This is a genomic window from Brevundimonas poindexterae, from assembly GCF_020524625.1.
GTDB lineage: Bacteria > Pseudomonadota > Alphaproteobacteria > Caulobacterales > Caulobacteraceae > Brevundimonas > Brevundimonas poindexterae_A.
The window spans coordinates 199,101-220,477 of record NZ_JAIVLL010000003.1; the positions used below are offsets into that span (position 1 = coordinate 199,101).

General features: G+C 67.6%; 22 protein-coding genes. 12 read left to right on the forward strand and 10 right to left on the reverse strand.

Annotated features, from left to right (window positions below; all coding sequences use genetic code 11):
• Window positions 1–14: 14 nt before the first annotated feature.
• The 4 genes from LC068_RS11640 to LC068_RS11655 all read right to left on the reverse strand — a co-directional run bounded on the left by LC068_RS11640 (window position 15) and on the right by LC068_RS11655 (window position 6,100).
• Complete coding sequence (locus tag LC068_RS11640) at window positions 15–3,410, reverse strand: error-prone DNA polymerase (RefSeq protein ID WP_226637404.1); 3,396 nt, start codon at window positions 3,408–3,410, stop codon at window positions 15–17.
• Entirely contained in the window at window positions 3,407–4,963 is a 1,557-nt protein-coding gene (locus LC068_RS11645; protein WP_226637405.1) for a Y-family DNA polymerase, read from the reverse strand. Before LC068_RS11645 ends, LC068_RS11640 begins: the two co-directional genes overlap by 4 nt.
• Window positions 4,875–5,603: a hypothetical protein gene (locus LC068_RS11650; RefSeq protein ID WP_226637406.1), complete on the reverse strand. Its 729-nt coding sequence runs from the start codon at window positions 5,601–5,603 to the stop codon at window positions 4,875–4,877. Before LC068_RS11650 ends, LC068_RS11645 begins: the two co-directional genes overlap by 89 nt.
• Window positions 5,604–5,704: 101 nt before the next feature.
• Window positions 5,705–6,100 (reverse strand): hypothetical protein, encoded by a 396-nt coding sequence (locus tag LC068_RS11655; RefSeq protein WP_226637407.1) that lies wholly within the window; start codon window positions 6,098–6,100, stop codon window positions 5,705–5,707.
• A 115-nt stretch (window positions 6,101–6,215) separates the two neighbouring features.
• On the opposite strand from LC068_RS11655, the gene LC068_RS11660 reads away from it, so the two are divergent.
• Both LC068_RS11660 and LC068_RS11665 read left to right on the forward strand, forming a co-directional pair.
• The gene (locus LC068_RS11660) at window positions 6,216–6,749 is read left to right on the forward strand and encodes a hypothetical protein (protein WP_226637408.1); all 534 of its coding nucleotides are present in this window, start codon (window positions 6,216–6,218) and stop codon (window positions 6,747–6,749) included.
• A 59-nt stretch (window positions 6,750–6,808) separates the two neighbouring features.
• Entirely contained in the window at window positions 6,809–7,132 is a 324-nt protein-coding gene (locus LC068_RS11665) for a hypothetical protein (protein ID WP_226637409.1), read from the forward strand.
• 2 nt (window positions 7,133–7,134) lie between these two features.
• Here the strand turns inward: LC068_RS11665 and tgt are convergent, their stop codons facing one another.
• Window positions 7,135–8,247, reverse strand: coding sequence for a tRNA guanosine(34) transglycosylase Tgt (gene tgt / locus LC068_RS11670; protein ID WP_226637493.1), 1,113 nt, complete (start codon window positions 8,245–8,247; stop codon window positions 7,135–7,137).
• A 169-nt stretch (window positions 8,248–8,416) separates the two neighbouring features.
• Between tgt and LC068_RS11675 the strand changes: the two genes are divergently transcribed.
• Window positions 8,417–9,799, forward strand: a complete 1,383-nt coding sequence (locus LC068_RS11675; RefSeq protein ID WP_226637410.1) for a trypsin-like peptidase domain-containing protein — start codon at window positions 8,417–8,419, stop codon at window positions 9,797–9,799.
• 8 nt (window positions 9,800–9,807) lie between these two features.
• Here the strand turns inward: LC068_RS11675 and LC068_RS11680 are convergent, their stop codons facing one another.
• A complete protein-coding gene (locus LC068_RS11680; RefSeq protein WP_226637412.1) occupies window positions 9,808–10,221 on the reverse strand; it encodes a VOC family protein in 414 nt (137 codons plus the stop codon).
• A gap of 44 nt (window positions 10,222–10,265) precedes the next feature.
• Here LC068_RS11680 and LC068_RS11685 point away from each other — a divergent pair, with 44 nt between their 5' ends.
• From LC068_RS11685 to LC068_RS11705, 5 genes are all read left to right on the forward strand, one after another.
• Complete coding sequence (locus LC068_RS11685) at window positions 10,266–11,573, forward strand: replication-associated recombination protein A (protein WP_226637415.1); 1,308 nt, start codon at window positions 10,266–10,268, stop codon at window positions 11,571–11,573.
• Between the two features lie 94 nt (window positions 11,574–11,667).
• Window positions 11,668–12,480: a hypothetical protein gene (locus LC068_RS11690; RefSeq protein WP_226637417.1), complete on the forward strand. Its 813-nt coding sequence runs from the start codon at window positions 11,668–11,670 to the stop codon at window positions 12,478–12,480.
• A 71-nt stretch (window positions 12,481–12,551) separates the two neighbouring features.
• Window positions 12,552–12,983, forward strand: coding sequence for a hypothetical protein (locus LC068_RS11695; protein ID WP_226637419.1), 432 nt, complete (start codon window positions 12,552–12,554; stop codon window positions 12,981–12,983).
• 43 nt (window positions 12,984–13,026) lie between these two features.
• Complete coding sequence (locus LC068_RS11700; RefSeq protein ID WP_226637420.1) at window positions 13,027–13,815, forward strand: RluA family pseudouridine synthase; 789 nt, start codon at window positions 13,027–13,029, stop codon at window positions 13,813–13,815.
• Entirely contained in the window at window positions 13,812–14,321 is a 510-nt protein-coding gene (locus LC068_RS11705) for a CC0125/CC1285 family lipoprotein (RefSeq protein WP_226637422.1), read from the forward strand. The genes LC068_RS11700 and LC068_RS11705 overlap by 4 nt, the downstream gene beginning before the upstream one ends.
• Before the next feature lie 3 nt (window positions 14,322–14,324).
• Here LC068_RS11705 and LC068_RS11710 read toward each other — a convergent pair whose 3' ends face one another.
• Window positions 14,325–15,527: a hypothetical protein gene (locus LC068_RS11710; protein ID WP_226637423.1), complete on the reverse strand. Its 1,203-nt coding sequence runs from the start codon at window positions 15,525–15,527 to the stop codon at window positions 14,325–14,327.
• A gap of 145 nt (window positions 15,528–15,672) precedes the next feature.
• The gene (locus tag LC068_RS11715) at window positions 15,673–16,116 is read right to left on the reverse strand and encodes a DUF2214 family protein (RefSeq protein ID WP_226637424.1); all 444 of its coding nucleotides are present in this window, start codon (window positions 16,114–16,116) and stop codon (window positions 15,673–15,675) included.
• Window positions 16,117–16,164: 48 nt separating this feature from the next.
• On the opposite strand from LC068_RS11715, the gene crcB reads away from it, so the two are divergent.
• From crcB to LC068_RS11735, 4 genes are read left to right on the forward strand one after another with little or no spacing between them, the layout of a single operon-like run.
• The gene (crcB, locus tag LC068_RS11720; RefSeq protein WP_226637425.1) at window positions 16,165–16,560 is read left to right on the forward strand and encodes a fluoride efflux transporter CrcB; all 396 of its coding nucleotides are present in this window, start codon (window positions 16,165–16,167) and stop codon (window positions 16,558–16,560) included.
• A complete protein-coding gene (locus tag LC068_RS11725; protein ID WP_226637426.1) occupies window positions 16,557–17,546 on the forward strand; it encodes an RluA family pseudouridine synthase in 990 nt (329 codons plus the stop codon). Before crcB ends, LC068_RS11725 begins: the two co-directional genes overlap by 4 nt.
• The gene (locus LC068_RS11730; RefSeq protein ID WP_226637427.1) at window positions 17,547–18,221 is read left to right on the forward strand and encodes an HAD-IA family hydrolase; all 675 of its coding nucleotides are present in this window, start codon (window positions 17,547–17,549) and stop codon (window positions 18,219–18,221) included.
• Window positions 18,218–18,979, forward strand: coding sequence for an ATP12 family chaperone protein (locus LC068_RS11735; RefSeq protein ID WP_226637428.1), 762 nt, complete (start codon window positions 18,218–18,220; stop codon window positions 18,977–18,979). The genes LC068_RS11730 and LC068_RS11735 overlap by 4 nt, the downstream gene beginning before the upstream one ends.
• Window positions 18,980–18,990: 11 nt before the next feature.
• Here the strand turns inward: LC068_RS11735 and LC068_RS11740 are convergent, their stop codons facing one another.
• Together LC068_RS11740 and queA are read right to left on the reverse strand one after the other, a co-directional pair.
• Window positions 18,991–19,734 carry a glutaredoxin gene (locus tag LC068_RS11740; RefSeq protein ID WP_226637429.1) on the reverse strand — a complete coding sequence of 248 codons (744 nt, stop codon included), beginning with the start codon at window positions 19,732–19,734 and terminating at the stop codon, window positions 18,991–18,993.
• A 514-nt stretch (window positions 19,735–20,248) separates the two neighbouring features.
• On the reverse strand, window positions 20,249–21,304 hold the full coding sequence (queA, locus tag LC068_RS11745; protein WP_226637431.1) for a tRNA preQ1(34) S-adenosylmethionine ribosyltransferase-isomerase QueA: 1,056 nt from the start codon (window positions 21,302–21,304) through the stop codon (window positions 20,249–20,251).
• Window positions 21,305–21,377: the final 73 nt, after the last annotated feature.

Here is a 21,377-nt window from a genome sequence, read left to right on the forward strand (position 1 = left end):
AGAGGCCACGGGCGTCAATGAAAATCCCGCGAGCCGGGCAGCAGGCGGACGTTCCTGGGGTGGGAGCGGGGAGGCGGCAACTGCGGGCGGCTGACGACGTCGGCCCGGGCCAGTTCGACGGTGGGGGTGTGATCCTCGGCCAGCGTCAACAGCGCGTCTGACCGGTCGAACACGCGACGGGCCACGATGTGCACCACCCCCTCGGGGCTTTTCTCGACATCCCCCTCGACGATCATCAGACGGGCGGACATGACCTCGCGCCGGAACTGTTCGAACAGGCGGGCCCACAGGACAATATTGGTCACCCCGGTTTCGTCTTCCAGGGTCACGAATATGGCATTGCCGTTGCCGGGGCGCTGGCGGATCAGCACGACGCCGGCCACCCGCACGCGCGACCCACTGCGCCGCCCCTCGGCGGCCTTGCAACTGATCACCCTGTCCGGGGCAAGGGCCGGGCGGAGCAACTGCATGGGATGCGCCTTCAGTGACAGGCGCGTGGTCTGGTAATCGGCGGCCACATGCTCGCCCAGCGGCATGAGTGGCAGGCGGGCGTCGGGCTCCTCTGCCAGTTCGCTGGCGCCCCGGCGCCGGGCTTCGGCCGCAGCGAACAGGGGGAGGGGAGAGGCGTCGGGCAGACGCCGTATGGCCCACAGGGCCTCGCGCCGGTCCAGCCCCAAGGAGCGGAAGGCATCGGCATTGGCCAGCTTCTGAAGGGCCGCGCCCGGCAACCCGGCCCGCACCGCCAGATCCTCGATGTCCTTGAAAGGGGCTTCCTGACGTGCGGCGGTCAGGTCGTGGCCCCAACCCTCCTTGAAGCCGGTGATCTGGCGCAGGCCCAGCCGCAGGGCGGGGTCTGATCCGGTGGGCTCCAGGGTGTTGTCCCAATGGCTGTGCCCGATATCGATCGGCCGCACCTCCACCCCGCCGATCTCGTTGGCCTCGCGGACAATCTGGGCTGGGGCATAGAAGCCCATGGGCTGGCTGTTGAGCAGGGCGCAGGCGAAGGCGGCCGGATAGCGGCACTTCAGAAAGGCGGACACATAGACCAGCCGGGCAAAGGACACGGCATGGCTTTCCGGAAAACCGTACGAGCCGAACCCCTTGATCTGGTTGAAGCAGCGTGTCGCAAACTCGGGATCATAGCCCCGGGCAATCATGTTCGAGACCATCAGCTCCTCGTACTGTTCCAGGTCCCCGTCGCCCCGGAAGGTGCCCATGGCCTTGCGCAGGCCATTGGCCTGGTCGGGCGTGAACCGCGCGGCCACCATGGCGATCTTCATCGCCTGCTCCTGAAACAGCGGCACGCCCAGGGTCTTGCCGACGATCTGTTTCAGCTCGTCCTGCGGATGCCCCGGACCCGGGCGGGGATATTCGACCGCTTCCAGCCCGGACCGCCGGCGCAGATAGGGGTGCACCATGTCCCCCTGGATCGGACCGGGACGAACGATGGCGACCTGGATGGCCAGATCATAGAAGGTGCGCGGCTTCAGCCGGGGCAGCATGTTGATCTGGGCGCGGCTCTCGACCTGGAAGACCCCGATCGAATGGCCCCGCTGCAGCATGGCATAGACGTCGGCCTGTTCATTCTCGATCGTGTGCAGGGCGTAGGAAACGCCGTGGTGGGCATGGATCAGGTCGAAGGCCTTGCGGATGCAGGTCAACATGCCGAGCGCAAGGATGTCGACCTTCATCAGGCCCAGTTCATCGACGTCGTCCTTGTCCCACTCGATAAAGGTCCGATCCGGCATGGCGGCGTTGTGCACCGGCACGATCTCGTCCAGTCGCCCGCGCGTCAGGATGAACCCGCCGACGTGCTGGCTGAGATGCCGGGGAAAGTTCAGCAGGCGCGACGCCAGGCCCACGGCCTGGGCGATCACCGGGTTGGAGGCCTCCAGTCCCGCCTGTTCGATGTGGGCCGGGGTGATGTCCCGGCCCCAGCTGCCCCAGTGGGTTCCGGCCAGCCGTGCGGTCACATCCTCGGTCAGGCCCAGCACCTTGCCCACCTCGCGGATCGCGCTGCGGGGACGGAAATGGATGACCGTCGCCACAATCCCCGCGCGATGACGTCCATAGTCCTCATAGAGGTACTGGATGATCTCCTCACGCCGCTCATGTTCGAAATCGACGTCGATATCGGGCGGCTCGCCCCGGCTGGAGGACAGGAACCGCTCGAACAGCAGGTCGTGCTGGGCCGGGTCGACGCTGGTGATGCCCAGCACATAGCAGACGGCGGAGTTGGCGGCCGATCCGCGTCCCTGACACAGGATCCCCTTGTCCTCCGCGCGCTGGACGATGCGATGAATGGTCAGGAAGTAGGGGGCGTATCCGGCCGTCTCGATGAAGGCCAATTCCTTGGAGAGGGTCTCGCGGACCTTGTCCGGTATGCCGTCCGGATAGCGCATGTCGGCGCTGCGCCAGGTCAGCTGTTCCAGCCACGCCTGCGGGGTCTTGCCCGGCGGCGTCGTCTCATGGGGGTATTCGTAGCGCAGGTCGCGTTTTAGGTCGAAATCCACCCGCGACAGGACCTCAAGGGACTCGGCCACGGCGTCCGGCGCGTCCTGGAACAGTCGGCGCATCTCGACCGTCGGCTTGGGATAGCGTTCGGCATTGGCCAGCAGGCGACGCCCGGCCTTTTCCAGGGTGGTGCCTTCGCGGATACAGCTCAGCACATCCTGAAGGTCCCGCTGCAACGGGTGGTGATAGAGCACGTCGTTGACGGCCAGCAGGGGAGCCTGCGCCTGTTGTGCGAGGGTCTTGAGCCGCGCCAGCCGGCGCCGGTCATCGCCCCGTCGCAGCATGGAGGCGGCCAGCCAAACGGCTCCGGGCGCGGCCTCCGTCAGCCGGACCAGCGTCTCTGCCAGACCGGTCAGACGCTCCGGGGGCATGACGATCAGAAGCAGGTCCGCCGGGTCGGCCAGAAGATCGGGGAGTCCGATCTCGCAGTCGCCCTTCTTCGCCCGTCGATTACCGAGGGTCAGCAGGCGGGTCAGCCGGCCCCAACCGGTCCGGTTCTCGGGATAGACCACGATGTCCGGTGTGCCGTCGTTGAAGACCAGTCGCGCCCCCACCACCAGTTTGAAGTCCCGGGCCCTGTTCCGGACCTCTTCCGAGAGAGACGGGTCGATGGTGTCGTCCTGCTCCGTCAGCACCTCTCCGGGGCCGGAGCCTTCGCGCCGCATGTCCGGAGGCAGCAGGCCGTGCTCCCGCAGCGAGCGGAGGGCGCTCCAGGCCCGGACCACGCCCGCCACCGTATTGCGGTCGGCCAGTCCCATGCCGGCGTGGCCCTGCAGAACCCCCGCCGCCACCAGATGCTTGGGCGAGGAGGCACCGTGCAGAAACGAGAAATTGCTGGTGACGGCCAGCTCGGCATAGCCTCCGGCTTCCGGCATCGCATTTGGATCGACGGTCATGCGAAAAGCCCGTGGATGAACCAGCGCGGCGGGCTGTCCTCACCGTACGCTCCTTGCCGGAACAGCCAGAAGCGGTGCCCCTGGGTGTCCTCCACCCGGTAATAGTCCCGCGTCTTCTGCCCCGGGGCCCGCCACCATTCTCCGGCGATCCGCTCGGGGCCCTCGGCGCGCGCCACATTGTGAACCTGTCGCCGCCAGCGAAAGCGGAACGGGTGGCCATCCGGGGCCTCGGCCATGGTTTCGACCGGCTGCGGGGGATTGAACAGGTGCAGGGGGCGAAGGGGTGGGTCTTCCGGGTCGCGATCGCTCGGGGGCTCGACCGGTGTCGGGGTGCCCCGTCCGCTGATCCAGCCGGCCGAGCGCTCGGGAATGTGCGAGCCGTGCGGCTGGAAACGCAGCACGGCCTCGGGTCCCAGGCGGGCCACCAGTTGATCGACCAGTTCATCCAGCCGGACCGAGGCGTCGGGCGCGTCCTCCAGGCTCGACTGGAGGGGCAGCAGGGCCTCGACCTGCCGGACGACCATGCGGATCTGGTCGAAGCCGAACCCGGGGTCCAGCGGATGGTCCAGATGGGCCAGGCGTTCCCGGTACAGGCGCGCGACCGAGGACACATTGCGCGTGGCCCGGGCGACGCTCAGGCCGATGCGCCGGATCTTTCCGTCCGTGCGATAGAAGATGGCCTCGAAGACCCGCCCGCCCAGCCGGGCTTCTTCCAGCCGCGCCGTGGTTTCCTGCAACAGGTCCGCCAGAACGGCCTGGACGTCTGCATCCAAACTGATCGGGTCGAAGAACAGGCGGTCCGCATAAACCGGGGGCGGGGGCCGGTGCGGCGTGATGCGGATGTCCTCATCGCCCAGAATCCGCGCCAGCCGCGCCGGAAAATCGGCTCCGAACCGCGCCGCCAGACTGGCCCGGGGGCGATCATCAAGATCGGCCAGACGCTTCAGCCCCGCCCGCCGGAGGGCCAGATCGTCCCGCTCCTCCAGTTCCAGCGCCCGCACCGGCAGGCGCCGCAGGACAGGGCGTTCTGCTCCGCACGGGAGGATCCCGCCGAGGCCAAAGCGGGCCAGGGCCCGGGCGGCCTGCGGGGTGGAGGTCAGGGCGCAGCGATGGTGAAGGCCCGCCCGGGCCAGCCGGTCCTGCACGGCCTGCATCAAGCCGACCTCGCCCCCGAACAGATGGGCGCATCCCGTCACATCCAGGATCAACCCGTGGGGGAGATCGAGGGCAATCATGGGCGAGAACCGGTCAAAGTCGGTCAGCAGTTCGCCCAGCAAGCGGTCGTCCGCGTCGGGTAGGGCTGGAACCGCCCGGACCGCAGGGACGCGGGCGCGCGCATCGGCCAGGGTCAGGCCGGGCTCCAGCCCCTGACGGGCCGCGTCGGGCGATACGGCGCTCAGGCGCAAGGCTCCCTTGATCTTTTCCACCAGCACAAGCGGCGGTTCAGGGCCTTCCGGGGCGGTGTCAGCCTGTTCGGCGCAGGCCGGTCGGGCCTGCAGCCGGTCGCTGGGTAGCCAGGGCAGCCAGACGGCCAGATACCGGCGCCGGTTCAACAAATGACCGGGCTTCACGGTCCCACTCCATGGTCCAGGTTCGAAGGGGTGCCCCCCGGCGATGGCGCAGAAGGGTGGCGGAAAAGGCGGGTCGGCCGGGGGCTCCGGCCATGAGGGGGGTTGAGGCGGCGGATTGTATCGACCACCGGCTTTCGGCCGGGCTGGCCCGCGGCGCGGCCGCTGCCCGCGACAGAAAAAGCCGCTTGTTTCCGCTGCGGGCCAAGAGGCCCAGCCGCCGCCCGGCCGTGAGGTTCAGCGCCCGGTCCTCGCCCCAGGCGCTCAGCAGGACGGCCTCGACCCCCGGTGTGCGCAGGGCATCCTCGCCGACCCCCAGCAGGGTCGCGATATTCCGGGCCCGGACCAGCAACAGGTCCTGGGGCTGGATGCCCATCTCCTGCAATCCGGCGCCGTGCGGACGCCCGGTCTCCATCCCCGTCAAATCATGGACCACCCAGACCAGACCCGCGCCGGGCCGTCCGGACAGCATGACGCCCAGGCCGAAACCATGGGTGCTGACGGCATCGGCCCCGCTGAGGGCGTAAAACTCATGCACACCCGGGGTGCTGAGCGCGCCCAGAGGGGTTCCGGCCCGGGAACAGGCGGAATCTCCGGATATCTGGGCGGACAGGGGAAGAGGCATGGAGCTTTATGTTCGTGTTTTGTTCTCCTAAATTCCCCGGCGCTTCCAAGGAGTCAAGCGGACTCACGATCAGGCTGTGTACAGCCGCAGGGAAGAGGGTGTCAGCCTTGGGCGGCGGCGTGCAGGCGCGCATAGACCTCGGCGGCCGTGATGCCCACGATCTGGGGATCGGAGGACTGGCCGTCCTCGATCAGGTCCAGCAGCAGCCGCAGAACACCGGCCCGATCCAGATCCTGACCCCCGGCGAACTGTTCGATGCGGGTCTTCAGGTCCGGGGTCGGCTCGATCGAGGCTGCATTGGCGCCCGAGGCATCCGGGAAGGCCATGACCTCGGCCGCCGGTCGGGGCTCGGGCGGGTCGAACCGCAGCGGTTCGGCATGGAGAATTTTCTGGGGAGTCTCGCGCAGTTTGGCGCAGCGACGGCAGCGTTCGGCCCCGTGGCGCTCCGACCAGTAAAAGTCGTGACGGCACAGAATAGAATTAAGCGGTGCCAACATCTGCCTTCCCCCGATTCGTCAAGTCGAGAAGCGCCAAAATTAGGATTTTGTCAACAATTTTATCCACCAGGGCAGCGACTGGCGCCCGCCAAGGCAAGTGTGCTTAGGCTGTCGAATGATCCGTCGTCTCGTCCCTTGCCTGATCCTGACCGTGACCCTGACCGTTGCCGGGTGCAGTGGCGTGCGGACCGTGGCCGACGGCCTGGGGGATGCGGTGACGGCGCCGCTGGAGGATGTGGGCGTCAAGCGCGAGCGCATTCCCACGGTGCTGCTGCAGGCCCAGGCCAATCCCTATGACATGCGTAATCTGGACCGCTGCTCGACCATCGGAGCCGAGATCGCCCGTCTGGATGAAGCGCTGGGTCCGGACCTCGATGAACCGCCCGCACCCGACGGGCGGACCCTGGGTGATCAGGCCGTCGATGCGGCCGCCGAGGCCGCCCTCGACGTCATCCGCGATACGGCGACTGATTTCATCCCGGCCCGGGGCTGGGTCCGGGCCCTGTCCGGTGCCGATCGGCACAGTCGCGAGGTCCAGGCCGCCATCGAGGCGGGACGGCTGAGGCGGGCCTTCCTGAAAGGGCAGGGGATGCGGTTCAACTGCGCCCCGCCGGCGGCCCCGCGCTGGTTCCAGCCGCGTCGCCGCTGATTTCGGAACTCCCCGCTCTCCGCCCGGTTGTCTTCATGACACCCAACAAGGAGAGCCCCATGCCCCATCAGAATGTTCAATCAGGAACGGCCACCGCCCAGACCGCCGCCACCGACCCCCGTCAGCCCAATGACCGGGCGGTCGAGGAGAATGCTGCGGTTCATCCTGAACCGTCACGCTATGCCGCGCCCGATGTGAAGGACGCGACGGTCGCGCCCCCCGCCGCCGGCGAAATGGCCGACTATATGGACGAGGGTGACGATCTGTCCGGCGAGGAGGTCCATATGGGCCGGACCCGTAATAATGTCGCCGCCCACAGCCGTTCCGACGACCACGGGCCCAAGACCCAAGCCGCCATCGACCGCCAGCACAACGGCGGCTGACCTCAGGCTTTCGTGTGGCGGGCGTGGAAATCGCGGCGGAAGGTCTCGAAGCGGCCTGCCGCGATCGCCTCGCGCATCGCCGCCGTGAGGGCCTGATAAAAGGCCATGTTGTGCCAGGTCAGCAGCACCTTGCCCAAAATCTCGTCTGTCCGGATCAAGTGATGCAGGTAAGCCTTTGAATAGATGGATGAGGCGGGGCAATCCAGCGTCGCGTCCAGCGGGTCCTGATCCTCGGCGAAGCGGGCGTTTTTGAGGTTCAGCGGCCCGTCCCAGGTCCAGGCCTGACCGTGGCGCCCTGCGCGGGTCGGCAGGACGCAATCGAACATATCGACCCCACGCGCGACCGCCTCGACCAGATCGACGGGCTTGCCCACCCCCATCAGATACCGCGGACGGTCGGCGGGCAGCATGTCGGGTGCATAGTCCAGCACCTCGCACATGGCCTCGTGCCCCTCGCCGACGGCCAGACCGCCGATGGCATAGCCATCAAAGCCGATCTCCTGCAGCTGTTCGGAGGACTGGCGGCGCAGGTCCTCAAAGGTCGAGCCCTGCTGGATGCCGAACAGGGCCTGGGTTTCGCGCGAACCAAAGGCGGCCCTGGACCTCGCGCCCCAGCGGATCGACAGCTCCATGGCGGCCTGGGCGGCAGGCCGTTCCGCCGGCCAGCTGACGCACTGGTCCAGCTGCATCGAGATGTCGGCGCCCAGCCGGTCGGCCTGGATCTGGATCGACCGCTCGGGGGTCAGCACATGCTTCGAGCCATCAATATGACTGGAGAAGGTCACCGCCTCCTCCGTCAATTTCGAAATGCCCGACAGGGACATGACCTGGAACCCGCCGGAGTCGGTCAGGATCGGCTTTTCCCAATTCATGAACCGGTGCAGCCCGCCCAGTCGCTCCATGCGCTCGGGCCCGGGGCGCAGCATCAGGTGATAGGTGTTGCCCAGCAGGATGTCGGCGCCGGTCTGGGCCACCTGATCGACCGTCAGGGCCTTGACTGTCGCGGCCGTGCCGACCGGCATGAAGGCCGGGGTCCGGATGTCTCCCCGGGGCGTGCGCAGGACCCCGGTCCGGGCGCGGCCGTCGGTGGCGGAAATGTCGAAGGGGAAGGGCAAGGCGGCGGCCACTCGGTCTGGCGAAACGGGAGGGGCATTTAGGGGCAAAGTGGCCTGATGGCCATATCAGCGGGCCTGTGTCGTGCCCTCTGTCCGGCCTCGCCATCATCCCGTCCCATTGCGGCGGTGCAATATGGGCGAACCCGTCAGTTGCCGCAGTGGATTGCCGATGAAGTTCCCGACCCTTGCCGTTTCCGCTCTCGCCCTGGCCCTCACGGCCTGCGGAGCGCCGGACGATACCCGCGCCCAGGACAGTGTGTTCGAGCCCCCGGCCGAACGGGCGGTGCCGCGCGATGCGGCCGAGGTGAAGGCCAGTTTCGCCCCGGTCGTGCGGGCGACGGCCCCGGCGGTGGTCAATATTTCCGCACGCGGCGTCCAGACCTATCGCGATCCCTTCTGGGGCCAGTTCCGTCAACAGCCCACCGGTTCGGTCGGGTCGGGCGTCATCGTGCGCGCCGACGGCATTGTGGTGACCAACAACCACGTCATCCAGGGCATGGACGAGATCACGGTCGGCCTGAATGACCGCCGCCAGTTCGCGGCCAAGGTGCTGCTGGCGGACGAGCGCTCGGACATCGCCGTCCTGCAGCTCCAGAATGTCGAGGAGCCGCTGCCGGTCCTGCGGATCGACACGGGCGAGGATCAGCAGATCGGCGATCTGGTGCTGGCGATCGGCAATCCGTTCGGGGTCGGCCAGACGGTGACCAACGGCATCATCTCGGCCCTCAACCGCACCGAGACCGGCATTTCGGATTCGGGCTCCTTCATCCAGACCGATGCGGCGATCAATCCGGGCAATTCCGGCGGGGCCTTGGTCGACATGGACGGTGACCTGATCGGCATCAACACCGCCATCTTCTCGCGCTCGGGCTCCTCGTCGGGCGTCGGCTTCGCCGTGCCCGCGACCATGGTCCAGCGCGTCGTCGATGCCGCGCTGGATGGTGAGACCAGTGTCGTCCGTCCCTGGCTGGGCGTGAAGGGCGAACCGCTCACGGCCGAAGAGGCCACGCGCATGGGGCTGGATCGTCCGCGCGGGCTCAAGGTCACCGACCTGTTCGCCAATGGCCCGGCCGCGCGGGCGGGCATTCGGGCCGGGGATGTGATCCTGTCGGTTGGCGGCAATGAGATCAACGACCAGGGCGGTCTGAACTTCCGCGTGGGCACCCGCGCCCCGGGCGATACGGTGGCCATTACCCTGCTGCGGGACGGGCGCGAGCAGCGCATGAATGCCAGGGTTCAGCCGCTGCCGGGTGAGGTCAATCTTGAGGCGGCCGTCGTGATCCGGGAGGGCGCACTGGCGGGTGCCCAGGTGCTGGCTCTCAATCCCGCCATCGCCGACCGCCTGCTGGGCGATCCGTTTGCCGAGGGGGTGATCGTCGGGGGGCTGACCCGCAACTCGATTGCAGCCCGGCAGGGCTTCCGGCGCGGGGACATTATCGTCTCCGTCAACGGCCAGGCGGTGGATACGGCCGAAGATCTGGCTCAGCTACGCCGGGGCGCACAGGTGGTCATCCAGCGTGGCGGTCAGAGTCTGAACGGGACCATGCGCTGACGGGGGCATCAGTCCCTGATCGGCGCCCCGATCGACCAGGTGTGGCCGAACGGGTCCGTCAGCCGGCCGTAACGATCGCCCCAGAACTGGTCGGCCAGCGGCATCACCGGAATGCCACCGGCGACGATGGCGCGGTTCCACCATTCGTCGGCGTCATCGACCTGGAGGTGTAGGGCCACGCCCACCGGCTTGATGTCGGCCTCGCCGCCGTACTCCGGGAATTCGTCGGACAGGAAGATCAGGCCGCCGTTGATCTTCAGCCGGCTGTGCAGCAGCCGCTCGCCGTCGTCGGCCAGGTTGCGGAACAGCTCTTCGGCCCCGAAGGCGGCGCGATAGAATTCCACGGCCGCCTGTCCGCCCCGCGACGGGATGGTCAGATAGGGGATCAGTCCGATCGGAGTGGGCGGGGCGGTCTCGGCCATGAGATGTCCTTTGTCGCGGCGGTGTCCGGCCCCTACATAGGCCCATGAGCGATCTTTTCGAAGCCTCGGGTATCCATCCCCCTGATGCGCCCCTGGCCGACCGCCTGCGTCCGACCACCCTCGACCAGGTGGTGGGGCAGGATCATTTGCTGGGCGAGGGCGGTCCGATCCGCCGCATGGTCGACAGCGGGCGCCTCGGCTCCATGATCCTGTGGGGCCCACCCGGCACCGGCAAGACCACCATCGCCCGCCTTCTGGCGGCTGCGGCGGGCTATCAGTACCAGCAGATCAGTGCCGTCTTTTCCGGGGTCGCCGACCTGAAGAAGGCCTTCGAGGCGGCGCGGGCGCGCCGGGCTGCGGGCCAGTCGACCCTCTTGTTCGTCGACGAGATTCACCGCTTCAACCGCGCCCAGCAGGACGGATTCCTGCCGTTCGTGGAAGAGGGGATCGTCACCCTGGTGGGGGCAACGACCGAGAACCCGTCCTTCGAGCTGAACGGCGCCCTGCTGTCCCGCTCTCAGGTGTTCGTGCTGAAGCGGCTGGATGATGACGCGCTTGATCAACTGTTGACGCGTGCCGAGCGCGAGGAGGGCAAGCCCCTGCCGCTTACGCCGGAAGCGCGGCAGGCCCTGCTCGCGTTGGCCGACGGGGACGGGCGCTATCTGCTGACCATGTCCGAGGTGTTGTTCGGTCTGCCCGGTGAGGCCCCGCTGGATGTTCAGACCCTGGCCGGCACGCTTCAGAAGCGCGCGCCGGCTTACGATAAGAGCAGAGAAGAACACTATAACCTCATATCCGCGCTGCATAAATCGGTACGCGGATCAGACCCGGATGCGGCCCTCTACTGGCTGGCGCGGATGCTGAACGGCGGTGAGGATCCGCTCTATCTGGCCCGCCGGATCGTGCGCATGGCGGTCGAGGACATCGGCGAGGCGGACCCCCTGTCGCTGCTGGTCGCCAATGCGGCCAAAGACACCTACGACTTCCTGGGCAGTCCCGAGGGCGAGCTGGCCCTGGCGCAGGCGGTTGTACATCTGGCCACGGCGCCCAAGTCCGTTGGCGTCTACGAGGCCTTCAAGGCGGCGAAGCGCGCGGCGGCCGAGACCGGCAGCCTGATGCCGCCCGCCCACATCCGGAATGCCCCGACCAAGCTCATGAAGTCGCTCGGCTACGGCAAGGGCTATCAGTACGACCCCGATACGCCCGAGGGGTTCTCCGGCGCCAACTACTTCCCCGACGAGATGGAGCGCCGCGTCTTCTACAAGCCGAAAGGCGAGGGTCACGAGGCCAAGGTCAAGGACCGCCTCGAACGCTGGGCGGCCCTCCGGGATCAGATGAAGGACGCGACCTGAGCCCGGCTCCGGATTTCGTGACTTCCTCAGGCTTCGCTCATGTCGCTCATCGTCCATCGCTCCATAAGGCGCTCTTCCAGAGGGAGGGCGCCAAATGACGGACACCATTCATTCGACAGGGGCAGTGTCGGAGGGCCGGGCCCTCTGCCAGAGCTGGCTGGTCGGTCTCAGCGTCGTTCTCGCCATACTCGCGGTCGGGCTTCTGGGAGCGGCGCAACTGACCCCGTGGCACTCCGACCCTGACGCCTATTTTGCCGAGCTCAACACCATAAGGTCGGAGCTTTACGGTCGAACGGACGACGCCAACGCCGACGGCACCGCGACGGGGAAAAGGGGAGATTTCCGCTACGCCTCGGCAGCCTTCCACGCCAATCAGGACAGGTACCGGACGAACAAGTGGCTTTACGCGGATCTTGGCTATTCCTCGGCGGCGTGGGCCTGTCTTCTTTCGCTGGTCTCCGTATTCAATCCCGGACTGCAGTCCAGTCGCAGTCTCGTCGCTCTGGTCCCGGCGTCTCTCGCCGTGGTCGGGCTGACGGTACTCGGAAGTGTTGCGTCCGCCCTTCAATCATCGGGGCGCTATCAGGTGCCCGAATGGGCCGACTCCCTCGCTATTCCCTTGTTTGGCAGCATCATCATCGGCGCATTTGTTATGCCGATTGTGCTCGCTTTTGCCCTGGCGCCGCTCCTGACCCGGCGCAGTCCGACGAGTCTGTTGGCAATTCGGGGGCGTGGCTGGTGGACCGCGATCCCTGTGACCACGATCTATGCGGGCCCTGTCGTCGTGGGCATTCTGGTCCAGGTCACGGTAGTCGAAGCAGGCGGTTGGGCGATCTCGCTGGCAGGTGCGATCCTGGTCTGGCTCATGCTCAACGCGCGGGCCATCTGGCTGGGGCGTCGGACATGACGTTCGAGAAGCGTTGCCGTTTTCAGAGATCGGCGTAACCTCACCTGCGTCAACCTTGGGAGGGGAGAGACATGAACGCGATGACGGTAAGGACGCCTTGGCACCTGTGGGCCGTGGGCGCGGTAGCGTTACTCTGGAATGGCTACGGCGGCTTCGACTACATAATGACCCAGACGCAGAACGCGGGCTATCTGGCCCAGTTCACGGAAGAGCAGCGGGCCTATTTCGAAAGCTTCCCGATGTGGATGGAGGCTGTCTGGGCCATCGGCGTCTGGGGCGGCGTGTTGGCCTCGATCCTGCTTTTGCTTCGCAGCAAATGGGCCTTCCCCGCCTTTCTGGCTTCGCTGATCGCCTTCGTCATCAGCGTCGTCTACGGCCAGATGTCAGGCGCGGGCGACATCATGGGCCCGACGGGCATGATCTTCAGCGCCGTCATCTTCCTGCTGGGCCTCGGCTTCGTGATGTACAGCCGGATGATGGCCCGCAAGGGCGTCCTGCGCTGACCTGACGGCTGACGGGCGCGCCGGAATGGCCTAAGCGAGTGCGGTGAGTTTCCAGCCGCCCGTCACCCTGTCCGCTGAGGAGATCGCCGCCGTCCGGGCGTCGGTGGTGTTCGAGGACGCCCATGTTCTGGTGCTGAACAAGCCGGCGGGCCTGTCCAGCCAGGGCGGGCGCATCAAGACCAATACGCTGGACGACCTGTTGTGGGCCTTTGCCCGCTCGAACGGCAAGCGGCCGCATCTGGTGCATCGGCTGGATCGCGATACCTCGGGCGTCATTCTGGCGGCGAAGACCAAGCCGGCGGCGGGCTTTCTGGGCAAGGCCATCCAGAACCGCAAACTCACCAAGACCTATCTGGCGCTGGTCGAAACGCCGCCGCCGCAGGACCGGGGCGTGATCCGACGGGCCCTGTTGCGCCAGGAAATCGGCCGCGAGAGCTATATGCGGGCCGTGCCTGATGACACGCCGGGTGCCCAGCCGTCCGAGAGCCGCTACCGCGTGCTGGCGCGGAACGATCAGGCGGCGCTGGTCGAGCTGGAGCCGTATACCGGGCGGATGCACCAGCTGCGGGTGCACATGGCCGATCTGGGCAGTCCGCTGGTCGGCGACGTCCGCTATGGCGGGGCGTTGACGCTGGGCGGAGCTAAGGCCGAACGGCTCATGCTGCATGCCGCCCGCCTGCGCTTCCCGCACCCCGAGGGGGGGCTGGGGGATGTCACGGCGCCCCTGCCGGAAGATTTCCGCCGGGCCATGGCTGCGGCCGACCTGTCGCTGCCGGAACGAAGCGCGGAAACAGGCGCTGTTTCGGAACAGAATGGAGGAGACATCCGATGACGTTCACCCGTTTTATCCGGCCGGCGGCTGTGGCGATGGTCGGCGCGTCCGTGCTGGCGCTGGGCGCCTGCGCCAGCCTCGCCCCTTATGGCCCCCAGGGCGGGCCGGGCAGGCAGGGTTATGCCGAAACCGCGATCGAGACCAACCGCTACCGCGTAACCTACAACGGCGTGGGCGACCCCGCACCCGTGGCGGACTATGCCCTGCTGCGCGCCGCCGAGCTGACGCTTGAGCGCGGCTTTGACTGGTTCGAGGTCACCCAGCGCTGGACGGATGGTCGGCTGGATCCGCGCGGTGGGGTGCGCCCGACCGTGTCGATCGGCGCCGGCTCAAGCCGCTATGGTGGCTATTCCAGCTCGGGCGTCGGTGTCGGCGTGGGCCTGAACCTGACCGGACCGGGCGCCACCTCGACCACGCTCGAGGTCGTGATGGGGCAGGGGCAAAAGCCGGATCGGCCGAGCGCCTATGACGCGCGCGAAGTGACCCGCGCCCTGGGCCGCTACTAGAGCCTAGCGACCGCGCGTCAGGGCCCGGTATTCGACCAGGCGCTCCTTGTCGCGCCGCACCTGGTCGGCAACGGCATTGTCGACGTCGAGCGAGGCGTAGCGCACCCAGCTCTCGGCGCCCAGCTTGTCCTGGATGGCGCCGACCGGGGTCTGCCAGCGGAAGTAGGACAGGACGCTGATCGCCACGCCGACGATCACCGCCAGGGCCTGCAGGCCGCGGAAGGCAGTCGCATCGATGGGCGGGGGCTGCTGGGCGAAGATGATCAGCCAGACGATCAGGATCAGCGGGGTCACGATGCGCGACACCCAGCGCGTCCAGTAGCGCTCGCGACGAACCCGCCACAGCTCCATCTGCACGTATTTTTCGAGGTACTCCATCCGCGCACCGATCCACATGGTGAGGCGGGTCAGGTAGAGCGCGCGCTGCCCCCAGCCCTTGCCGTCCATCTGGTACTGGGTCTCGGCCTGGTCGGCCATGGCCCGGGCCGAGGTGAACAGGTTCTGCAGCTCGCGGGTCTGCTGCACGATCTCGCGAGACAGCTGATAGGAGTCATTTTCCAGGCGGAAGCGGTACTGGATGAACAGGATGGCCTGCAGCACCCAGTAGACACCGAGCGTCAGCACCATGCCGCCGGCCGCCAACCCCAGGCCGATCGGGCGCGATCCCGTCCACTCCGCGAACCAGGTCGGTCCCAGTGTCGCCATCAGGGTCAGGGCCACAAGCGCCAGCGCCTGGGTGATCCGCTTGACGCCGACGTGCACCATCAGGGCTGCAAAGACGCCCCGGCCATAGTCGTGGATATGGCTGCGCAGCGGCATGTCGACCGGGAAACGCTCGTTGATCTGACGCGTGAAGAGCACGTGGAAGCGATCGGGCTTTCCGTCCTTTTCCCAGAACGGAAAGATATCCAGCGCCTGGTTGTAGTACTCGTCGATGTGAGCCGACACCATGGCCAGCTCTTCGGGGTCATGGGAGAAATAGCTGCTGTCCTGGATCGGCTTCAGTATGCCGTCGGCGGTGCGCATGTGCGCGTCGCGGCGCGGCGGCCGGGCCGAGGGAGCTTCCCGATTTTCGACGTCAGCGGCCCCGGGCGGGGGCGCATTGGGGGCCGGATGCGGCGCATGAGCCGGGGTCTCGGCGACCGGACCGGTCATCGGCGCAGGCTCGGAGCCCAGAGGCGGTGGCGGCGGCGTATGGTCGGTCATGGTCGAAACAGCCCAGCTTTACTGACCGGTCAGTATCGCAGATCACGCCCTCCGGCCACCGGCGTTCTCCCGACGCACGAAACCGGTGCGCCTGAATTAACCATCGTCGGGGAGGGGCCGTTCCGGCAAGTGAAGTTTTGGACAGTCAAACCAGCGGCCAGCGCGCCATGGCTGCGGCGGCGACCACCAGCAGGATCAGGAGCCCCGTTTCCAGACGCAGACAGCGCAGCACGCCGGCCCTTTGCGCGGCGGTCGGCTGGAACTCGGGATTGGCACGTGCCGCCTTCGCCCAGCGCATGAAGGCGACGGTCGGGAGTATGGAAATCAGGCCGATCGCCGCGAACAGGCCCATCTTGGTCCAGAAGGCCGGGTTGTCGCGATAGAAGGCCCAGCCCTTCGCGCCCCACAGCACACGGGTCACGCCGACGACGATGACCAGCACGGCCGTGATCCCGTAGCCTGCGTCCAGCCGCACCAGCCGTCGGACATCGATCACCGGCGCCCGCATGAGTGCCAGCTCCATGGCCAGCATGATGGCCAGGCCGAACACCAGCACATGGTGCAGTGCTGCCATTCCAAAATCGTGCATGAGCCCCCGCCCTTCGCTTCCCCGTTCCAAGGCTATATAGCCCACCCCATGATTCGTTTCATGCTCGTCGCGGCCGGAGGATTCCTCGGGGCCATGGCCCGGTACGGGGTCGGAACCGTGTTGCAGCGCTGGATGCCGACGGCTGCATGGCCCTGGCCGACCTTTGGCGTGAATGTCGCCGGGGGCCTGCTGATGGGGCTGCTGGCGGGATGGCTGGCGCAGCGGGGCGGGTCGCACTCCGACACCTGGCGTCTGCTGGTCGGTGTAGGCGTTCTGGGCGGGTTCACCACCTTCTCCGCCTTTTCGCTGGAGGTGGCCCTGATGATGGAGCGGCGCCAGCTGGCCCTCGCAGCCCTCTACGCGGTGGGCTCGGTCGTTCTGTCTGTCGTGGCCCTGTTCGTAGGGCTCTGGATCATGCGCCGTATGGCGGGAGGCGTGCTGTGAGCCGCGAAGTGAAGACCCTGCCTGTCGCCGCTGAGGAAGACGGCATACGCCTGGACCGCTGGATCCGCCGACGCTGGCCGCATGTCTCGCACATCCAGGTCCAGAAGCTGGCCCGGTCGGGGCAGATCCGCGTCGACGGCTCGCGCGCCCGCCCGGAGGATCGGCTGGCTGCCGGGTCGATGATCCGCGTGCCGCCGATCCCCGAGCAGAAGGAAAAGGTGCCGGGCGAGCGCAAGGCGCTGAACCCGCGCGATGCGGCCTATGCCCGCTCGCTGGTCATCTTTGAGGACGAGCTGGTCATCGTGCTGAACAAGCCGCACGGTCTGGCGGTGCAAGGCGGTACCAAGACCTCGCGCCACGTCGATGGCTTGCTGTCGGCCTGGGGCGAGGGGATGGAGCGCCCCCGTCTGGTTCACCGGCTGGACCGCGACACGACGGGCGTCCTGCTGCTCGGCAAGGGACCCGAGGCGGCCAAGCGGCTGGCCGGCGCCTTTGCCCGGCGCCAGGCCAAGAAGACCTACTGGGCCCTGGTCGCGGGAACGCCCAAGCCAGCCGCCGGGCGGATCGAGCTGCCGCTGAAGAAGACCGGCATCAACGACTTCGAGATGATGCGGCCGGCCGATATCAAGGAGCATGGGGCGGAAACGGCAGAGACAGCCTTTGCCACGGTCTCGCGCGCGGGACAGAAGGTGGCGTGGATGGCCCTGCGCCCGTTCACGGGGCGGACGCACCAGCTGCGGGCGCACATGAAGGCGATCGGCCACCCGATCCTGGGCGACCCCAAATACGGCGACGAGACTTCGGCGGCCCTGTCGGGCGGGCTGAAGCTGCAACTGCATGCCCGCAGGATCGAGCTGGATCACCCGGGCGGGGGCAAGCTGATCGTCGAGGCGCCCCTGAGCCCCGAGATGAAGGTCGGCTTCGAGAATTTCGGCTTCGTGGAGGATGAGTCCGATCACGACCCGTTCGCGGGTGTGCGGCGCTAGATGCTGGCGGTCTTCGACATCGACGGCACCCTGGTCGACAGTCGGGCGACGATCCTGAGCGCGACCCGGACCGCGGCGCGGGCCATGGGCCTGCCCGAGCCGGACTATGAGGTCGTGCGCGGCGGGGTCGGCCTGTCCCTGACCGAGGCCATGGCCCGGCTGGCGCCCGATCTGGGGCCGGAGGAGGTCGATCGCTATACCGACCACTACAAGGCCGCCTTTGTCGCCATGCACGCCGAGCCGGGGTTCGAGGAGCCGCTCTATGCGGGGGCCATGGACCTGCTGGCAGACCTGAAGCGGCGGGGCTGGCGCCTGTCGCTGGCGACCGGTCAGTCGCGGCGTGGCGTCGCGCGCAACCTGGCGCGGGCGGGGTGGGCCGACCTGTTCCTGTCCAGCCACTGCGCCGAGGACGGTCCCGGCAAGCCCGATCCCGCCATGCTGCACGCCGCCATTGCCGCCTGCAGTGCGCGCGGCGAGCAAACCATCATGATCGGCGACACGGGCCATGATATGCGCATGGCCCGCAACGCCGGGGTCCAGGCCCAGGGCGTGGCCTGGGGCTTCCACACCGAGGCCGAACAGGTCGAGGCGGGTGCCCATCACGTGGCCGGGACGTTCGACGACCTAGCTCGCCAGCTGGACGCCTTTGCCGCCCGACAGAGGGAGACGACATGAGCCATATCCCGCCACTGGACCCCAATGTCGCCGCCGCGAAGGGCTTTCGCGAGCCCGGTGACCGGCCGAAACGCTTCTGGAAGGCCGCCGGTGTGGCTGCCGTCGAGGGCGGCCATGCCGTGCAACTGGACGGTCGCACGCCGAAGACGCCGGCGGGCCGCCCGCTGGTCCTGCCGACCGCCGAGGCCGCAGCACGGGTTGCCGCAGAGTGGGATCGCCAGACCGAGGTGATCGAGCCCGCTACCATGCCCGCCACCCGTCTGGCCTCGACGGCGCTGGATGCCGTCTGCCTGGCGCGCGAGGCCGTAGCGGACGAGATCGCCGCCTATGCCGGCTCGGACCTGATCTGCTACCCGGCCGAGGCGCCCACCAGCCTGCGCACCCGACAGGATGCCGAATGGGGCCGCTGGCGCGAATGGGCCGCTGAACACGGCATCCGGCTGGAACCCGGATCGGGCATCGTCCATCGTCCCCAGTCGCCCGAGGCCTTGGCCCGGGTGAAGGCGCTGGCGCTGGAGCTCGACGACTTTGCCCTCACCGGTCTGGCCTCGCTGGTGCCCATGTACGGCTCGGCGGTGCTGGCGCTGGCGGTGCTGAAGGGCGCCCTGACCGGAGATCAGGCCCACGACCTCAGCCGGCTGGACGAGGCGTTTCAGGAAAGCCAGTGGGGCGTCGATGCGGAGGCCGCCGAGCGCACCGCCGCCATGCGCGCAGAGGCCCTCGAGATCGACGCCTGGTTCCGGGCGCTGGGTCTGTAGGGAGCGGGGCCCTAGAAGGCCATCGCGGCCATCCAGACGGCCATGCCGACCATCATGACGTTCTCGGTCAACGAGACGAAGCCCAGCGGCACGTTCGACCCGCCGCCGACGCAGGCGCATTTCAGCTCGCGCTTGTCGATATAGACTGCCTTGAAGACGGAGGCCGCGCCAATGCCGCCGATGAACAGGGCGACCGGCACCGACAGCCACGTCAGCACGCCGGCCAGCATCAGCACGCCGGCCAGCAGCTCGGCGAAGGGATAGACGTAGCCGTACGGGACCCAGCGACGCGCCAGCAGGTCGTAGTTGAGGAACATCGACGAAAAGCTCTCCACGTCCTGCAGCTTGAGCATGGCCAGCAGACACATGGCGGTGGCGATGAAGTTCGGCAGCACATGCCAGGTGATCCCGCCGGTGGTCAGGGCATCAATGGCCAAGGCGATCAGGGCGGCCACGGCGAAGACGGCGAGGACAGGGATGTAGCTGGTGCTGCCGGGCTCGGCGACCGGCCAGCCGGAATGGCGGCGCAGATCGTCCCAGCCGCCGATCCTCTGGCCGTCAATGAAGGTCTGGGGCGTGGTCTTCACGCCGTGCTCGGCCTTGAAGGCGTCGGTCTGCTCCCGCGTGGTAAGGTGGCGGTCATCGACCGTGTAGCCCTTCTGTTTGAGCAGCCAGAGCGACTTGAGGCCATACGGGCAGACATGGCCGGGCATGACCATGCGATAGAGGGTGGCGGTGCGGGGGGATTGGGTCATGACAGGGAAGCGGAGCAGTGGGGCGCGGGTTCCATCTGCGGAGCGGCCGGTTTGGTCGCGAAAACACCGTCTGAACCGTCTGAATAGTCTGAAACGCGGGACGGTCTGGAACTCAGACGGTCGAAAACACCGTCTGAACCGTCTGAATGGTCTGAAGTCACGCTCGCGTCCTCCGGTGGCTTGGGCAACCGGGCAGTATGGATGAGGCGCTGACCCGGTCGGGAAGACCGGTGTGGGAGAGGGCAGGGGTGTTGAAAGGGCGGACGAATTCGGGCGCGGTCGTGATGGTGGAGGCGTTCGACCTGACACGAGGTCCTTCTCCCCTTGCGGGAGAAGGTGGGCCGCGAGAGCGGCTCGGATGAGGGGTCTCTCAGCCGGATGACGAGAAGTCCACATCGCCCGGCCAATTCCGATCAAACCGCAGCGCGACCCCTCATCCGCCCCCTTCTCAGGGGGCACCCGTCGGGCGTCGCCCCCCACCCGCAAGGGGAGAAGGGTCAGGTGGGCGGGGGTATCAACCCCGGAACAGCAGGCTGCCGTCACCGTAGGAGTAGAACCGGTAGCCGGTCGCGATGGCGTGGGCGTAGGCGGCCTTCATCGTGTCGGTGCCGGCAAAGGCCGAAACCAGCATGAACAGGGTCGACTTTGGCAGGTGGAAATTGGTCATCAGCACGTCGACCGCGCGGAAGCGGTAGCCCGGCGTGATGAAGATGGCGGTATCGCCGTGGAAGGCCCGGACGGTGCCGTCCGCGTCCGTGGCCGATTCCAGCAGGCGCAGGCTGGTGGTGCCGACGCAGACGATGCGACCGCCTGCAGCGCGCACGCGGTTCAGCGCCTCGGCCGTGTCGGCTGAGACCTCTCCCCATTCGCTGTGCATGCGGTGCTCGGCGATGTCATCGACCTTGACCGGCAGGAAGGTCCCGGCGCCCACGTGCAGGGTGACGGCATGGGTCGAGGCGCCCTTCGCCCGGATTGCATCCAGCAGGGCCTGGGTGAAATGCAGGCCGGCGGTGGGCGCCGCGACCGAGCCGTCATGCTCCGCATAGACGGTCTGGTAGTCCGAGCGGTCGCGGTCGTCCTCGGCGCGCTTTGCGGCGATATAGGGGGGCAGGGGCATGACCCCCACCGCGCGGATGGCGTCATCGAGTGCGGGACCGGCCCGGTCGAAGCGCAGAGTGATCAGGCCGTTGTCGCCCTTTGAGACCACGGCCGCCTCGAGATGCTCGAAGGCGATGCGGTCGCCGGGCTTGATGCGCTTGCCGGGCTTCATGAAGGCGGACCAGACATCGGGCGCATCGCGATGATGAAGCGTGGCCTCGACCGCGACGCTGAGGGTCTCCCCCTCCGGCCCGACGCGGTGGCGGCTCCCGGCCAGACGGGCCGGTATGACCCGGGTGTCGTTGAAAACGAGGGCGTCGCCGGGCCGAAGGAAGTCCGGCAGGTCGCGCACGATCCGGTCCTCGATCCCTCCCTCGCGCACCACCAGCAGCCGGGCGGAATCGCGCGGTTCGACCGGTCGCAGGGCGATACGGTCCTCGGGCAGGTCGAAGTCGAAATCGGCGGTCTTCATGCGGCGGCGGTTTTGGTCACGCCGGCACCCTCGGGTCAAGCCGGGGCCGTGGAGGGCTTAAGGGTTGCTTCAG

Bases quoted from the DNA above. Each gene is read 5' to 3' on its own strand.
- LC068_RS11640 (WP_226637404.1), bottom strand. From the start codon at position 3,410: ATGACCGTCGATCCAAATGCGATGCCGGAAGCCGGAGGCTATGCCGAG.
- LC068_RS11650 (WP_226637406.1), bottom strand. From the start codon at position 5,603: ATGCCTCTTCCCCTGTCCGCCCAGATATCCGGAGATTCCGCCTGTTCC.
- LC068_RS11655 (WP_226637407.1), bottom strand. From the start codon at position 6,100: ATGTTGGCACCGCTTAATTCTATTCTGTGCCGTCACGACTTTTACTGG.
- LC068_RS11660 (WP_226637408.1), top strand. From the start codon at position 6,216: ATGATCCGTCGTCTCGTCCCTTGCCTGATCCTGACCGTGACCCTGACC.
- LC068_RS11665 (WP_226637409.1), top strand. From the start codon at position 6,809: ATGCCCCATCAGAATGTTCAATCAGGAACGGCCACCGCCCAGACCGCC.
- LC068_RS11675 (WP_226637410.1), top strand. From the start codon at position 8,417: ATGAAGTTCCCGACCCTTGCCGTTTCCGCTCTCGCCCTGGCCCTCACG.
- LC068_RS11680 (WP_226637412.1), bottom strand. From the start codon at position 10,221: ATGGCCGAGACCGCCCCGCCCACTCCGATCGGACTGATCCCCTATCTG.
- LC068_RS11685 (WP_226637415.1), top strand. From the start codon at position 10,266: ATGAGCGATCTTTTCGAAGCCTCGGGTATCCATCCCCCTGATGCGCCC.
- LC068_RS11690 (WP_226637417.1), top strand. From the start codon at position 11,668: ATGACGGACACCATTCATTCGACAGGGGCAGTGTCGGAGGGCCGGGCC.
- LC068_RS11695 (WP_226637419.1), top strand. From the start codon at position 12,552: ATGAACGCGATGACGGTAAGGACGCCTTGGCACCTGTGGGCCGTGGGC.
- LC068_RS11705 (WP_226637422.1), top strand. From the start codon at position 13,812: ATGACGTTCACCCGTTTTATCCGGCCGGCGGCTGTGGCGATGGTCGGC.
- LC068_RS11710 (WP_226637423.1), bottom strand. From the start codon at position 15,527: ATGACCGACCATACGCCGCCGCCACCGCCTCTGGGCTCCGAGCCTGCG.
- LC068_RS11715 (WP_226637424.1), bottom strand. From the start codon at position 16,116: ATGCACGATTTTGGAATGGCAGCACTGCACCATGTGCTGGTGTTCGGC.
- crcB (WP_226637425.1), top strand. From the start codon at position 16,165: ATGATTCGTTTCATGCTCGTCGCGGCCGGAGGATTCCTCGGGGCCATG.
- LC068_RS11730 (WP_226637427.1), top strand. From the start codon at position 17,547: ATGCTGGCGGTCTTCGACATCGACGGCACCCTGGTCGACAGTCGGGCG.
- LC068_RS11735 (WP_226637428.1), top strand. From the start codon at position 18,218: ATGAGCCATATCCCGCCACTGGACCCCAATGTCGCCGCCGCGAAGGGC.
- LC068_RS11740 (WP_226637429.1), bottom strand. From the start codon at position 19,734: ATGACCCAATCCCCCCGCACCGCCACCCTCTATCGCATGGTCATGCCC.
- queA (WP_226637431.1), bottom strand. From the start codon at position 21,304: ATGAAGACCGCCGATTTCGACTTCGACCTGCCCGAGGACCGTATCGCC.